Source organism: Tenacibaculum sp. (genome assembly GCF_050290165.1).
In the GTDB taxonomy this organism is placed as follows: domain Bacteria; phylum Bacteroidota; class Bacteroidia; order Flavobacteriales; family Flavobacteriaceae; genus Polaribacter.
In genome coordinates this window covers 58,842-74,371 of the sequence record NZ_JBNKHD010000017.1, presented here as the reverse complement: position 1 = coordinate 74,371, position 15,530 = coordinate 58,842, and the positions used below count along the sequence as shown (strand labels likewise).

The 15,530-nt window shown below is 31.7% G+C and carries 14 protein-coding genes; 3 read left to right on the top strand and 11 right to left on the bottom strand.

Annotated elements, in window-relative coordinates:
* Positions 1–317 precede the first annotated feature (317 nt).
* The 11 genes from ACQY6M_RS15040 to ACQY6M_RS14990 form a co-directional block, all read right to left on the bottom strand.
* Positions 318–1,778 carry a hypothetical protein gene (locus tag ACQY6M_RS15040; protein WP_428743396.1) on the bottom strand — a complete coding sequence of 487 codons (1,461 nt, stop codon included), beginning with the start codon at positions 1,776–1,778 and terminating at the stop codon, positions 318–320.
* Positions 1,779–1,864: 86 nt separating this feature from the next.
* Positions 1,865–2,011 (bottom strand): hypothetical protein, encoded by a 147-nt coding sequence (locus ACQY6M_RS15035; protein WP_428743397.1) that lies wholly within the window; start codon positions 2,009–2,011, stop codon positions 1,865–1,867.
* Positions 2,012–2,018: 7 nt separating this feature from the next.
* The gene (locus ACQY6M_RS15030; protein WP_428743398.1) at positions 2,019–3,587 is read right to left on the bottom strand and encodes a hypothetical protein; all 1,569 of its coding nucleotides are present in this window, start codon (positions 3,585–3,587) and stop codon (positions 2,019–2,021) included.
* Positions 3,588–3,675: 88 nt separating this feature from the next.
* Positions 3,676–4,335: a hypothetical protein gene (locus ACQY6M_RS15025; RefSeq protein ID WP_428743399.1), complete on the bottom strand. Its 660-nt coding sequence runs from the start codon at positions 4,333–4,335 to the stop codon at positions 3,676–3,678.
* Positions 4,336–4,407: 72 nt separating this feature from the next.
* Complete coding sequence (locus ACQY6M_RS15020; protein ID WP_133535140.1) at positions 4,408–4,836, bottom strand: phage holin family protein; 429 nt, start codon at positions 4,834–4,836, stop codon at positions 4,408–4,410.
* Entirely contained in the window at positions 4,829–5,353 is a 525-nt protein-coding gene (locus ACQY6M_RS15015; RefSeq protein WP_428744967.1) for a TIGR02594 family protein, read from the bottom strand. Before ACQY6M_RS15015 ends, ACQY6M_RS15020 begins: the two co-directional genes overlap by 8 nt.
* 147 nt (positions 5,354–5,500) lie before the next feature.
* On the bottom strand, positions 5,501–5,887 hold the full coding sequence (locus ACQY6M_RS15010; protein ID WP_428743401.1) for a hypothetical protein: 387 nt from the start codon (positions 5,885–5,887) through the stop codon (positions 5,501–5,503).
* Positions 5,888–6,160: 273 nt separating this feature from the next.
* Positions 6,161–6,448, bottom strand: coding sequence for a hypothetical protein (locus ACQY6M_RS15005; protein ID WP_428743402.1), 288 nt, complete (start codon positions 6,446–6,448; stop codon positions 6,161–6,163).
* 21 nt (positions 6,449–6,469) lie between these two features.
* Entirely contained in the window at positions 6,470–6,844 is a 375-nt protein-coding gene (locus tag ACQY6M_RS15000) for a hypothetical protein (protein WP_428743403.1), read from the bottom strand.
* A gap of 3 nt (positions 6,845–6,847) precedes the next feature.
* Positions 6,848–9,316: a hypothetical protein gene (locus ACQY6M_RS14995; RefSeq protein WP_428743404.1), complete on the bottom strand. Its 2,469-nt coding sequence runs from the start codon at positions 9,314–9,316 to the stop codon at positions 6,848–6,850.
* A 220-nt stretch (positions 9,317–9,536) separates the two neighbouring features.
* Positions 9,537–13,097 carry a hypothetical protein gene (locus ACQY6M_RS14990; RefSeq protein ID WP_428743405.1) on the bottom strand — a complete coding sequence of 1,187 codons (3,561 nt, stop codon included), beginning with the start codon at positions 13,095–13,097 and terminating at the stop codon, positions 9,537–9,539.
* 307 nt (positions 13,098–13,404) lie between these two features.
* On the opposite strand from ACQY6M_RS14990, the gene ACQY6M_RS14985 reads away from it, so the two are divergent.
* The 3 genes from ACQY6M_RS14985 to ACQY6M_RS14975 are packed head-to-tail and all read left to right on the top strand — an operon-like array spanning position 13,405 to position 15,520.
* Positions 13,405–14,205 (top strand): S24 family peptidase, encoded by an 801-nt coding sequence (locus ACQY6M_RS14985; RefSeq protein WP_428743406.1) that lies wholly within the window; start codon positions 13,405–13,407, stop codon positions 14,203–14,205.
* A gap of 4 nt (positions 14,206–14,209) precedes the next feature.
* Entirely contained in the window at positions 14,210–14,833 is a 624-nt protein-coding gene (locus ACQY6M_RS14980; protein ID WP_428743407.1) for a DUF6973 domain-containing protein, read from the top strand.
* Positions 14,834–15,520 carry an alpha/beta fold hydrolase gene (locus ACQY6M_RS14975; protein ID WP_428743408.1) on the top strand — a complete coding sequence of 229 codons (687 nt, stop codon included), beginning with the start codon at positions 14,834–14,836 and terminating at the stop codon, positions 15,518–15,520.
* Positions 15,521–15,530: the final 10 nt, after the last annotated feature.

Below are 15,530 nucleotides of genomic sequence, written 5' to 3'. Positions count from 1 at the left end.
TTACAACTTGAAATTACCGTAATAAAACACCCTTTTTTCCTTTCTTCTTCATTTAAAAAAGAAATCGTAGCTAAGGCTATGTTTGATTTTTGAAACTCGAATAAAGAAAAAAATCATTATTTTCTTTTACAATAATTTCAAATCATAACTGGTATTAGAAAAATGTTTGTCGGTTCAAAGAGCGAAGAATGAGTAGCAAGAAATCTCATCTTTAAAAGATTTCTCCTCGTACCTTGTCGAAATGACACAAAACACTAAAATTTACTAGAAAAAGAACCACTAAAAACAAATGTTAGTGGTTAGACTTTGGTTTTTGGTTATGGTGTGTATACGTTTGTTTTATAAGTACCTTTTACCCTAATTGTTCCATTTCCAGTAAAAATAACATTTGATAATAGATTACTTTCATCTAATATTTGAAAATAAATTTTATTACTATTACCACTTACAACAGAAGATAGTTTACTTAAACGTGATTCACTTACATCAGAAGCACTAAAATTACCTACTGTACCTGGTGTAGGAAAAACATTATTAACAAATGGCAATCCATCTATATATAAGCTAGATGTCGGAGTTCCAATAGTGTCTCCATTAATAAATATATTTACATGATAATAAACTAAGTTCCCTAATCTAACATAATGTCCAGTTTTAGAACCTGTAGTATATGTTGCTCCAGAGGTATTTAGGGTTGGAGTAAAAGTCCCTTCCTCATAAAAATTCGCTTTCATTAATCCAGCATTAGTAGTATCTGCTAATGGTAATACTGCATCTGTTCCTGTGCTGGAAGCTACCGTTCTTGTGGCTGCATCGTATGATAAATTGGTTGTTCCTCCACTACCTGTTGTCGCATTAATTATAGGTTGTAGAGGATCTGTAGTATCAATTGTAATGTTTGAACCTGCTTGTATTTGTGGAATATCATTTGTTAAGGCTAAAGTTCCACTTTTTTTAGGTGACGTTAAAGTTCTAACATTAAAACTATCGTCATCTGCTGGCGTTATATTAATAACAGAAGAAGAAGAGTTATTACTATTTCTAATACCTAATCCTTTTTCAAATGTAGTAAGTGCATCTATATTAATTCTACTATTTGCAATCTCCAATATTGGTGTCCACCCAATATGTTCACCATTATCTGGGTCTAAAAATTGTTCGCCTATTCTAAAAATAGAATATTGAGAAGGTGAACCATCCTGATAATTAGGATCAATTCCTATTGTATAATCATTTTGAGCACTTATTCCCTTAAATCTTATACACTGTTCATTACCAGTTGTTCTAGAGCTAGAGTCTAAAATCAAAGTATCTTTATCTACAGAAGTTAAAGTAATTGCGTTATCAGTAATAGCTCCTTCATCTGTTACTTTCTGTAAAGTAAGATTATCTTTTAAATTACTCAAATCCACTGTAAAAGTGGAATTATCATCACGTGTAAATGTAGCTACCCCATTCACGTCAACAGTTCCTGATACCAATCGTGCTAAGTTGGTATTGTCTAAATACGGCGTTAAGTCAATTTGTGAGACACTTACCCCGTCTTTTAATAAATCAACCGTATTGGTTCCAGAAATAGGTGACAAGATATATTCAGGAATTTGTTGCTCAGAAGCTACACTTACTTCTCCTAATTCGTCAATGACAAACCTACGGTTTGCTTCTCCTTCAAGTTGTTTTACATCGATATAACTATCAATTAAATCGGCATATTGCTGTTGTGTTGGCTTATCGCCTGTTTCAAAAAATTTCTTTAAGGTTTCTTTGTTTTGTTTCATTTTTGTTCTTTTTTATCGTTATTAAATTGTTTTTGATAAAAAAGAGCCACTAAAAACGAATGCTAGCGACTAAACTTTTTGTTTTTTTATTCTTTTTCTTCCAAGAAAGGCATTAATATGTTTATGGAGTTTAATGCTGTATTAGCTTCTAATAAGCTAAAAACTCCTTTACTTTGTACATATTCTGTACATTTAATTAAAAATGTAAGTGCTTCTTTTTGTTCTTTATCCATTATATATCTAAATTAAGGTGGTTACAATGTTTCCAGAGTTATCAATACTAATACGATATTGTTTTGTACTGTCAGGAGTTGTTAATACCAAACCTTTACCAATGCCCGTACTTATATAATCTCCTACAGTTGTTACTTCTTCTATACTAAGGTCTCCTAAAACAACTTGATTAGATTTTGTAAAAAGTGCATCATAACCAACAGATGTTGAATTATTTATTTCTTCTAATTCAGTGAATATTTGACGTCCAACAGGTGTACCAAAATAAGTTTCATTTAAACATTGCAAAATATTATTATCTATAGCTTCCCATATTGATATTCTTGGATTTCTTGCACCAATATTTGCTAGTAATTGACTTGTTGGGTCTGTCGAATCTGGTTCATAAAAAAATAATTTTCTTTCTCCTATTGTAAATCCATGGTTAGTTATAGTAATTTTTCCATCAGATGTTATATCTGATGCTTCAATGACATACCTCTTTGATGGATCGGTTGAAACTACTTTTTGACTATTTATTGTATTTAAATTAGCTCCACCTATAGCTGTATTTTGACTACCATTAAAACCAAAAAGAGAATTCATTCCTACTCCTGTATTATCTCTCCCTGTGTTTAAAAACATAGAGTACCAACCTATACCTACATTGTAATCATTATAACTGAAATGACCAGTCTTCGCACCAAGCATCAAATTATGCGAACCTTTTAAATTTTTAGAATTTTGCCATCCTAAAGCCAAATTATAATCTCCTTTTATTTCTTCGCCACTAAAAAAACCAACACCAACATTATATTTACCTTTGGAGCCTTTTAACGCTCTCCCTCCAATACCTATGTTTGAAGAACCAATAGTACTTTGTATTGCTTCATAACCAACTCCAATACTTTTGTAATAGTCATTTGTATAATTTTTATCTAATTCATTATACACTTCTGTTCCTAATCTAAAATAAGGGGTATTATCATAAGTTAATAAAACTCTATTCTTATTAACATCTGGATTTTCTTCTAATTTTCCAAGGTTTATTGAATGATTTCCTAAATCAACATCCTGCGTGGCTCCTGTATATGGCACTAAATTACTTGTATCAGTAGATTCTCCACCTGAAGCATTAATTATTGGTTGTAAAGGATCTGTATTATCAATAGTAATATTTGTTCCCGCTTGATATTGTGGAACTGTATCTTTCAAGTTACTTAAATCTACCGTAAAAATAGAATTATCATCGCGAGTAAAAATGGCTACTCCATTGGCGTCAACAGTTCCTGAGACCAACCTCGCTAAATTGGTATTGTCTAAATACGGTGTTAAATCAATTTGTGAGACGCTTATACCGTCTTTCAATAAATCAACCGTATTAGTTCCAGAAATTGGGGATAAGGTGTATTCAGGAACTTGTTGCTCAGAAGCTACACTTACTTCTCCTGTTTCATCAATCACAAACCTACGGTTAGCTTCTCCTGCTTCTTGTTTACTATCTACATAGCTATCAATTAAATCGGCATATTGTTCTTGCGTAGGTTTATCTCCCCTCTCAAAAAACTGTTTTATTGTTTCTTTGTTTAATTTCATCTTTTTTATCTGTTTTAATTATTAATTTTTTTGATAAAAAAGAGGCACTAAAAACGAATGCTAGTGACTAAACTTTTTGTTTTTTTGTTTATGGAGTGTAAACGTTTGTTTTATAGCTTCCACTGATCATATATTGTCCAGATGTAAATGTTATTGCATTTAGTGTTTTAGATTTCTCAAAATCATATATGTATAAATTGCCTGCTATAATTCTTATTGTTGAATTGTTTAAATCAGTACTAGAAGCATTTGAGTTTGCAAGTTCAAGTATATTTATATTTTGTAACCCTGCTACCCATGGATATGGAATGCCAGAAATACCTAATGCCCCAGTAGGTGTTCCACTAGTTTCTATACCTAAAAAAGAGATATAAAAATTCACAACATTACCTATCCTTGTATATTTACAGGTGGATGTAGACATATTATAAGTTGCTCCTGAACTAGAGTCAAATAAAGTGGGTGTAAAAGTCCCTTCTTCATAAAAATTAACAGGCAAACCCGCTTCTGGTTTGTTTTTAATAAAATCTGGTTGTGTACTATCTGTTTGATTCCAATCTGATTGAGAAATAGCTAACTCAGAAGCAATACTTACTTCTCCTGTTTCATCAATTACAAACCTACGATTAGGTTCACCTGCTGGTTGTTTAGCATCCACATAACTATCAATTAAATCGTAATATTGTTGTTGTGTTGGCTTATCGCCTGTTTCAAAAAATTGTTTTAAAGTTTCTTTGTTTTGTTTCATTTTTGTTCTTTTTTATCGTTTCTAAATTGTTTTTGATAAAAAAGAGCCACCAAAAACTGTATTTGTTAGCGGCTAAACTTTTTCTTTGTCGTTGTTTTTTTCTTTTTCAATTGTTTGTTCTAAAGTGCTTTGCATGCCTGCTTGTTTTAACAAAGTATGCAATGCTTTAAAGGGATTTACTCCATAAATTTTATTGTAATTTTCTAAAATTGACTTTATTTCTGTAATTGCTATAAAACCTGCTATTATTTTTAAAAAAGGAACTTCATTTACAATATGTTTTTCTAAAAAATAGGCTGATATAATTACCAAATTATAAATGAAAAACTTAGAAATGGTATGTCCTATTCGTTCACTTTTTATAGGAATTTGCAATTTTAATGAAGCATAAGCTCCTGTAATAAAATCAACAACTATTAATAGCATCATGGTAGTTAACACTCCATTTAAAGGCGACAATAAAGCAAGCAACCAAAAAATGAAATGCGAATATTTATCCATCTTTTCTTAGTTTTCTATAGTCTAATACTCTATTTTTAGGATATGCTTTAATGCTTACACTATTACCTTGATTACCTCCTAAAAGGTATACATAACGTTTCGTTTCTTTTATTAAGAATCCTACATGTCCTTTCCAACTAGTAGGATCTTCTCTCCATAAAACAACCACATCACCTAACTCTGGGGCACTAGTAGAAGCACCTACTGTTAACCAACTACGAGCTGTGAGTTTGTTAGAGTGTTCATAACCTGCTTTTTTAGCTACCCAATTAGCAAAGGCACTACACCAAGCGGTTTCGTCTTTAAATTTTGCGGCATCGAATCCTAGTGAGGTAAAGTAGTTTAAAATTTGTGGATGATCTTTTGTTCCTATAACTTCTTTTACTCCATACTGCGATAACGCTACTGATATTAAATTATTCATACAAATGTTTGATTTTTTAAAAGCGTTAGCAGACAAAACTTGTAAGTTGTTGATTCTTTTTCTTTTTTCTATACCTGAAAGGGGTTTAATCATAACTTTTTTGGGTTTCTGCATAACATTAACGGTTAATAATACATTGAACTGTTAGAAAAGCAAAACAAAAATACAACATATTACAACAATAAACAAAACAAATTACAAATAATTATGTATTATGTTTTAATTCAGAATTATTCTAAACTATTTTTTGAAAAAAAAGATTTTTCCGTTTTTAACAGAATCTGTATCAACAAATACACTGTGAATAGTATCAAACTGAATTGAAAAATTAGTTTCATAAGAAAGTATTTCAAAATACATTCCACTACCATTAATAACCACTCCTAGTTGGTTTCGTAAATTTTCTTTTTCTTCTTCACAAATGCATTCATTGACAGTAACCAATAGGTTGCATTCTTTTTTCTTTCCTTTTACAATAGCACAAAAGGTCATTTGATAAACTTCCGTTTCAAAATTTTCTTTTGATGCTTTTCCATTGATAACCGACATGGATTCTGACAGGTTTACAGCATTTTTTTTACGTGTTATTTTAAATAACCGTTCATAATTAATTGTGGGGTTTTTCATAGCTTGAAGGTTTTTACAATAATAAACATATTAACATATGTTTAAAAATCTTGTTAAAACACTGGTATTATTTTGTTAAAACAAGAATTCGTTACTTTTTCATTAGAATTTGTAGCTCACTTTATAGCTTTGGTGAGCTACTCTTTTTCTTTTTCAAAAAAAAACCGCCTAAGATTTTAGGCGGTTTTGACATTTTAATCTTTAATTTACGGTATCTTCTTCATATTTTTCTATATCTTATAATCAGTTAAGAAAACCTTCTAAAAAGTCTTTTTATTCCAATTCTATAAAATCATGAGGGGTTGTAATATATAAAGCCTCCCCTGTTTCAGCATTTATATCTATAAACATGCTTCGTTCTTCAAGTCCCCAATACTCACCATAAGTCACGATAAAAAGATCTATTTTTTCTCCTTTAAATTTTCCAACTGGAATGGGATACTCTAATTCTTCTTTAGACTCAAATCTAATGTCTTTAACATCATCTATACTGGAATACTCAATACTCTTTTTCTTTAAAACTTCTAAAGCTATTTTATAAGCCTCTTCTTTTGTAATCATAATTTACTTAATTATCACATCTTAAACATCTGTATTCCATTCCGAAAAATCAATTTCCTTAATTTCAGAAACATCCTTTAAAAGCTCTCTTACCTTTTCTGCTCGCGAAGTATTTTCAAAACTTGATAGACTAGTAAAATTTATCTCAACAGCCCAAGGACAAATTTTATGATAATCATTATCCCAAGAATCACCTACTCTAAATTGCTTCTTAATACATAAATAATCAACTAAACTCTTTTCTTTTCCAAAAAAAACATAGGGACCTTCATCTTCATAAAAATCTTCATCTTTAACTAATTCTATTTCTAATTTTTCTGAAAGAATCTCAGCTAATTTAACTTCATCTTTTTGAGTATATCCAAAAATTGTGTAAATCATTTTTTTTTGCTTCATAATTTAAAATTTAATTCTGTATGATTTTCCTTTTCTATTTAACTCCTCTAGACTTTTATAAAATCTAAAATTAACCTCTCTACCATATTGTTTTTGTAAAGCTAAAACAAAATCACTAAAACCTAACTCTTTCATATCTTCAAACTTTAACGGTAAAGAATATGGGTGAGTCTCTTTAGCCAACTTTTTACTTTTAGCCAAATCAAGTAATTTTTCACTAACGACAGCTATATCAAAATCACTTTTCCGTCCAGCATCAAAAATTCTTCCTGTTTCATAACTTCTCCCTGTAACTGAACTTCCTTGCATAAAAACTTCAATGTTTTTAAATCCTTTTTTTGAGAAAAAATTAAATATCTGTGTTCCAAATTGTTTTAGCTGCCCAAAGCTTTTAAAACCATATAAAGGAGAATTACCTAATAGTTTTGAATAAGTTCTTTTTGCTGATTCATCCAAATACTCTTGAACTTTCTTTTTACTATTCCCTCCACTAGAACGAATCTCATCGATTTTTTGAGCAAATTTCCGAATAGCATCTTCCGCCCCCTCGAGAATGGTTTTATCACCTTGTTTAATAGTATAAAGAACTCCGTCGGGACCTACTAAAACTTCTCCAGTTTTTGGGTCTAGTTTCTCAAAAATAACAACTCCTAAATCATACAACAACTCTAAAACAGCTTCAAAACCTTTGAATAATTGATTAGCCACGTTTACCAACTTAACAACCAACTCATCAATCCATTTTTTAAGCTCACTTAAATGTTTAGGAAGGTTTTTTACAAATTCTTTGAGTTTTCTAATAACTGCAAAAAAGGTTTCTACGGTTACTGTAACTGCTTTTGCTGTTTTTTTAACAACTACTTTAGCTAATTCTTTGTATGATTGCAATACTGCTTTGATAGCTTTGGCTATATTGGTAGTTCCTCCTGTAGCTATAAACTCTATAACTTCAGAAGCTATAAAACCAACCAAAAATCCTATATAATAGCCTAGAGCACTTGGATCTATAGTAATTTTGGCGTTCGATGTCTTTGTAAATAAACCTACCATTAGTTTGGCAGTTGCCATAGGCATTTCTACTAAAAACTGCACCCACGCTTTTAGATTTTCTAATGTAAAAGCATTAAGTACTAAATCGATGAGGTTTTCAAAACCTTCAGCTAATAGTCGTAAGTAATGCCCTGGTTTTTCAAAGAACTTTCCTGCTTGGATTACAGCGTTTACAACGTCTACTAAAATAGCTAAAATATCAAAGATTGATTTAAAAAAATCAATGATACTATTGATAAGTCCTACAAGCAACCCGTTAATAAAATCGTAAGTGTTTTGTATATTTCCTTTTAGTGCATCTAAAAACTCTTTGAGTATTTCAGGAATAAGTTTAAACAGTTTTGTTATGCGTTCACTTTTAAAGGGCATCAATTCTTTAAACAACCAATGCTTATTAAAGCGTTCGGCAAATTTTACTACTGGTATTTCTATAGGCGTTACAAAGGTTTTGTATATTGAGTTCGCTACTTCTTCAGAAGAAAAACTTTCATTAAACTTAATTTTAGGCAAAAGCGGATCGTACTTCGAATTCTTTTCTCCCTCTATTTCCGTTTTCCAATAGTTTTCTCCCAGTTTTAACTCGTCAATTTCCTCGCCTATATTTCTTAGAAATTTTGATAAATTACTCAAGGTTACATCTGCACCCCAACGTACTACCTTCCCTCCTTTAGCCAGCACCAAGAAAAATTCACTTTCTCCAGTTTTATTGAGCTCTTGCTCCAACATTTTACTCAGCTCATTGGTAAACACATCCACCCCATAAGTTCTAGCAATTTCTGCAATTCGAGTTCTATTAGTTTCTATAAGAGAACCTACATTTTTTCCTTTTCTGATTCTAAACACTGTACCAAATAGGTTACTTCCTGAGCTACGTTCCATGAAAATAACCACCTCATGCGCACTAACTTCTTGTATAGCATCATAGGCTTGTAATAGCTGTGCACCATCTTCAGAAATAAACAAGGTAACAAAAGCATCATACTCGACACTTTTTATATTTCTACGTGTTGGTGATGGGTTTGCATTTACAATTACTTCCTTTAAATCAAGATTACCATCGAGTTGTATATAAAACTTCTCATTAATTTTATAATAAGGCAATGTTTCATTTTGAAAATCAACAATGGTGCTTTGGATAAATGCTAAATTCTCATCATTTTTCTCGTATTGATACTTTTCTATTTGTCCATAAGGTGGATTATTTTCTAGAAAAAAATCTCCATATTCACCAGACAATCGGCTATTAAAATGGATTAACCATTTATCAGGGGTTATTACTCCTTTTTCAATTTCTACATATATATTGGGACTAGGTGTTTCTGTTTCTTTTATTTTGTTTTGTTGGACATCTGAAAACACCACCAAATCTTTAAAATTGGTTTTGTATTTAAAATGTTTGAGTCCGTATTCATGAGCATGCATATTTTTTTGTTTTTTAAGGTTATTAAAAAACAAACCTTACCCAACCCTCCTCTTTAAAAAGAGGAAGGAACTAAAAACTATCCTAAAGTTTTAATGATTTTTTTACAGGTAAGGTTTGCAACTGTGTGTATAGAAGAAGCTCTCTAAAAAGTCATCATTTCGTATGAAATGAAGAAATCTTTAACAATTAAGTTACTTTTCAGATTACCTCTTACCGCACTTATGCTACATTGTTGGTTTCTCCCACAATATCATAATCTACACCGTCTAATGCATCTCCAATTTTATCAGTACTCGATTCAAATAAGGTATGATCTCCACAATCTGTATTACATGGTAAACCACCTTCTTTTAATACCACAGAATCTGCTTGTAATACGGTTAAAGTTGTTGGTACACGTGTTTCCCAAGTACCTTCCACTTCACCTTCAATAGTTTGCATTTCTTCAGCGACAGACACATACAAGTCATCATCCATATCAGTAACCATACCTTGTCCGTTCCATACTTCTCCAGTTTTCATATACCAGTTCACTGCCTCTTCAAAACCAGGGCGTACAGGTACTACTGATCTTGCCATACCACTTTGTAAAAAGGCTTGGAAAATAGGATCACTACCTTCGTTGTACTCAAAATTGGCATCCCAATTATCTTCAGCTCCATAGAAATAAGGGTAGAACGTATATGCCATAATTTCCCAATCAAAAGCTTGTTCAAAAAACTTAACGGTTTCAGCATGCTCCTGAAACTTAGAGCTTCTCGCCACATGCTTAGCATCTACTTCTTTACCTTCTTCTTTATAATTATCTTGAGCAGTAACAACATCAAAAGGTTTTGTCATTAAGTCAATCGCAATACGCTTTAATTCACGTTTTTCAATGCTACGGTTAATTTGAGAGCTTAACTCTTTTTTCTTTTCATAAACCTCCTCGTCTACCGCTTGATTTTGCTTAAACTCATTATACTCTAATAAACGCTCATTATAAGCATCCATAATCGCTTTATATGTTTCATTTTGCCATTGTTCTTTAGCTTCTCCTGTTAAACTACAACGAACTGACACCGAAATATTAACACCATGAAAACCTTCTGCAGAAAAAGAAATAGGTATAGAGCCAACATAATTACCTATACTTATATAAGTTGGTGCTAGATTACTCATCGATTTATGATAGTTAATAGGAAACTGACTTGTACCTACAACTACCGAACCTCCATTTCCTACAAACCCTTCTTCAGGTACTTTAAATCTTGCAAAAGCTTTGTTTGCTTGATAACCATCAGGTATTTTTAAATCTGCATTACCATGAACTACCTCTCCATGATCACCACTACCTCCAGCTGGCTTACTTGCAATTGATGAAAAAGCTTTACCTATATAAATACTCTCTTCAGGAAATGCTTCAACCTCAGCATTATATTTTGCCGCTATTTTCTGATAATTTGTTTCTCCTAAATCTTTCGCCGATTGAATGCCATTTGTCAATTCACTCGGGTGTATCGGTTTTTCAGGAATAATTAATCCTTGAACAGTTTTTTCACTCCCTCCACCATTTTTAAAATACGATTCAATATAAAACTTCGCAGGTTCTGGTAACGCAAATTCATACATTAAGCGCTTGCCATAATTTATCAATTTATTTTTGTAAATCTTATCTACCCAACGATACACTCCTGTAACATGTTTATCTCCTTTACGATTATCAAAACCATGGGTGTTGTTTTCCTCAAATTCACGTAACATACGAGATGTGCGCTTAGTACTAATTTTTTGTACTACTCGTTCTAAAGCTCTTTCCGTTACTTCTTGCGCATAGGTTTGAGCTTGTAAATTAGAGTTTGAAGTGGAGTTTGAAGACGATGAGTTAAAGTTTGTATCAAAACTATATCTTGGACCAGTACTCCCTCCACCACTTACACTCGCGTTAGCTCCAAAACTAGTAGCACTATCACTATTCACAATAGAAGATGCTTCACTTTGTAACTCATTACGCTCTGTAGAAGTGGTATCCGTTAAATTTTCTACTTCTTTTTCTGTTGTTTTCTCTGTAATCTGCTCAGATACTGTCAGGTTTCTCGTAGAACGCTCTTTATATTCGCGTGCCATGATATTTTCAATATGCGATACTTCTCCAGGTACATAACAACATACTTCTTGTTCTACACGTCTAAAATCTGCCACCCCTAGTTGAGATACTCCATAAAGAACACCTTTTCCATCTGTACTTGTGTCTCCAGAAGCATTATCAATAACTGTACATTGCCCAACAAAATTGTTAATTATTTCATAGTACCCATCATCAAACTTAACCTGAAACATAATGTTTTTAAACTCTAATGACACTCCATTACTTAAAACAAAACTACCATTCAAACCAAATACAGGCCCTGATTTTAACTGTTCTAAATTTTCTGGAAACAACTCAATTTGTAACAACGTATTATCAAAACTAGCAGGGCTACTCTTAAATGAAGTACTAGTATATGGTAATTGAGCATTAATATCATTTAAAGTATAATTTGCCTCTGTTACTCTTACATTAGTAGAATCTTCAACCTTTAAAAACATAATAATTTTTGACCCTTTCCCTATTCGACCAAAAACATCTCCCGAATAAGAGTACAATGGTGTACTTTTACTAAAGTCATAGTTTAATGTTCCTCCTTGAATAGAAACGGCTCTTACTTTTTCTGGAGTGTTTTCTAAAATTTTCTGGTTCTCTTCTTTTATTTTTTGTCTAAGAACCGCTTTAGCTTCATAAAAATTATCATATAATTTAAGTGCTTCAGAATTTAATAACTCTTTCGTCTCTTCTGAATACTGAAAAGTAGTCGTTGTTGTACCATCCGTAGCTCTACTGATCTCTTCTGCTTTTTCAAATTCAAACTTAGGTAATTCTAAATCTGGATATATTTCTAATCTTTTTTCAAATCCTGATTTAGCGTCTACAATTGTTTGAATTGTTGGTTGAGTCGCATTTTTTATATCTTCTACAGCTAATTCATGAGCTTGTATAGCTTCTTTATATCGTACCTGCTCACTTTTATTATAAACATACTCAGCCTTTTCAATTTCCTTTAAAGCTAACTCATATTGTTGTAAACGTGTTTTAGCCATCTCAACCTGTAAGCTAGATGTCAAATACTCTGATGAACTAGGACTTATATCTGTAGCCCCACCTTTAAATTGCTGATCTGAAATAACCACTTCTTTCGGCACAATAACACTTGCATTCGCTCTACGTACAAATTCTTTTTCATTTTCTTCAGTAAAAACAATTTCCCCTTCTGTTTCTTGTGAAAAGCTATTAGTAAATACATTAAATACTTTTAAAAACTTATTCGCTACCAATATCTGAATCAGTCCTTCACGAACAATAGCAGATTCCTTATTAATGGTTTGATGAAATAAGTTTTCCCATAATACTAATTCTTGATCAATAGTAAGTTCTTGTGCCGCATTCAAGTTAGCCTCCACACCCGCATGTGATAATACTGTCTTATTACGCATTAACCACCCTGAAAACTGATACAATGCTTCATGCATGTTTTTAATTTCAAGTCTACTAGCTATAGGTGTAAAACCAGTGCTGTAAGCTCCTTTTAAGGCTGTTTTTCTTTCTTCATCTGTAGTAGCTCCTTGAATTGCTAGAAAAGCTAAACTTTCTGCTTTTTTTTCTTCTGGAAATGAAACAAATCCGGTTTCCTTGTCTTCAATTAATTGTGGACTACGTAATGTTACAAACCTAAATAGGTTTGATTTGATTGGTTCTTTACTCATTTTAATAAATTTTAATTAATTTTTAATCAAGCTCAAAAAGAGCCCTGTTTAGTTGCTTTTCTAACAGTTCTTTTTTCTTGATTTTGGTTTTTATTCAAAAAATTGTTTGAATAAACGAGTATAGATTTCAAAAAAATGAAGAAAATCAAGTTGAAATCTTAAAAACACAATCGCTAAAACTACACAAATGTTTGATTATTAAAGTTTTTTCGTATATTAGCAATTCATTAACGAGGCAAATATACAACATTTCACAAAAACAAACAAACAAAAGTTTGATTTTTATGTAATATGTAAAAAATATATTATGGAAATTTCAGAAAAGATAGCTGCTATTAGGGATCATTTTAATTTAAATAATTTTTCCTTCTCTAAAAAAATAGGTGTTACCGGAACTACTGTAGACAGTATAATAAATGGGCGTCCACAGGCTGATGGCAGTAGAAAAAAAACCAAACCAGGGTACGATGTCCTTTCTTCAATCATTGATGTCTTTGATATTAACCCAGAGTATTTGTTTGGAAAAAGCGATAAAATGTTACAATCAGAAAGTGCACAAAATCAAACATATTCTGGAATCCCACAAGTAGTTTCTGTAAATCCCTCGGGAAATGAGAATGTTATTTATGTTCCTATACAAGCACGCGCAGGGTATTTAAATGGTTATGGAGACTCTAACTATATAGAACAACTTCCTTCTTTTAATATGCCTCACCTTAATAATGGAACTTTTAGGTGTTTTGAAGTCCAAGGGAACTCTATGGTCCGCACTTTTTTTGATGGTGACTTGGTTTTTGGAAAGTACGTTGAAAATCTCTACGATATTAAAGACGGTCGTATATATGTAATTGTTAGTAAAAATGACGGTATTGTTTTAAAACGTGTTATCAATAGAATAAAAGAAAGAGGAAAACTTATTTTGAAAAGTGATAATAAAGATGGAAACTACCCTACCTACACTATAAATGTAGATGAAATAATGGAAGTATGGTATGTAACAATGTTTGCTTCTAAACAAATGCCAGAACCTATAGATGTTTATGATAGACTGCATGATTTAGAAAGTAAAGTTGTAGAACTAGAAGAACAAATTAGTCGTAAAAACTAGCTGATTGTCACCAAAACCTCTACTATTTTGTTTACTTTTTTTTGCGCTGTCCTCAAAAGCGCAATCAAATTGGCAAGAATTCAAAAAATTATCTTCACTCAAAAAAACATGGGTACTACTCCACCCTTTTAAGGCAAAAAAAGCTTTAATTGTTTCACGTGAAGCGTCTAGAATAAGTGACTCTATAAGAGTTTCTTCCTTGTTAGATGGTGATTTTTCTGGCGGAAAAGTAGATGCTTTTCGTCATGCCTTTTGGATGGCTTTATTGCAACAAGAAATTGGTAAAAACTCAGCTCGTTCGCTTGGAAAAGCACACGAAAAAGAAAACTACCAAACTTATAAAAAACGAAAATTAGAAGATGGAGTTGTCCCAGATCAAATTTCTTCGGAAATGGATTTATTTAATAACGAAATTGGGCTGACTCTTTCAGAAAAAGGTGGTAAACTTCCTAAAAACGGATTAATTTATAGAATAATCAATGCTATTCATCAAGGAAAATTAAAAATCATTAAAAAAGACAAAAAAGGTAATTTTTTAACATGTGATGATAAAGTAATTCCTAAAAAAAACCTCTTAGGAAAATGGAAGAATAATAAATGTTTAGTCAATTCTAATTATCAACAATAAATGCAAAAAATATACTTCATTTCAGGCACCATGTGTACGGTAGATTTATGGCAATTTGTGTTTCCAAAATTAGAAAACATGCTGCCTATTCATATCGATATTACTCCTGCAAATTCTTTTGATGAAATCAATGATCTTATTCAAAGTCATATTGAAGAACCTGCTACCATTGTCGGTTTTTCCTTAGGCGGATTTTCTGCTATGAATTTTGCAGTTCACCATCCTAAGAAAGTAAAAAGACTAATTATTGTTGCTGCTAATACCAGCGGATTAAGTGATTCAGAAATTCAACTGCGAAAAAATACCTTTGATTTTTTAGAAAAACACACCTACAAAGGAATCTCGCAAACGAGAATTCAACAGTTTTTACACCCAGATAATTATCATAATACCGAAATCGTTTCCATTATCAAAAAAATGGACGCTGATTTAGGTAAAGAAGTATTAATACGCCAGTTAAAAGCAACTTCTGTAAGAATAAATATTTCAGAAGAAGTTTTAAAATTAAATATTCCAATTCTTTTTATTGCTGCTGAAAATGATGCACTCGTCAATCCAAAAAAAGTAAAAGAGTTTGCCTACCAAACACGAAAAGGCAAACATATTACCATTAAAAACAGCGGACATATGATTCCTTTAGAAAAACATAAAGAGTTGGCTTCCATTCTAAACTTAACTATCAACTAACAAGATAAAA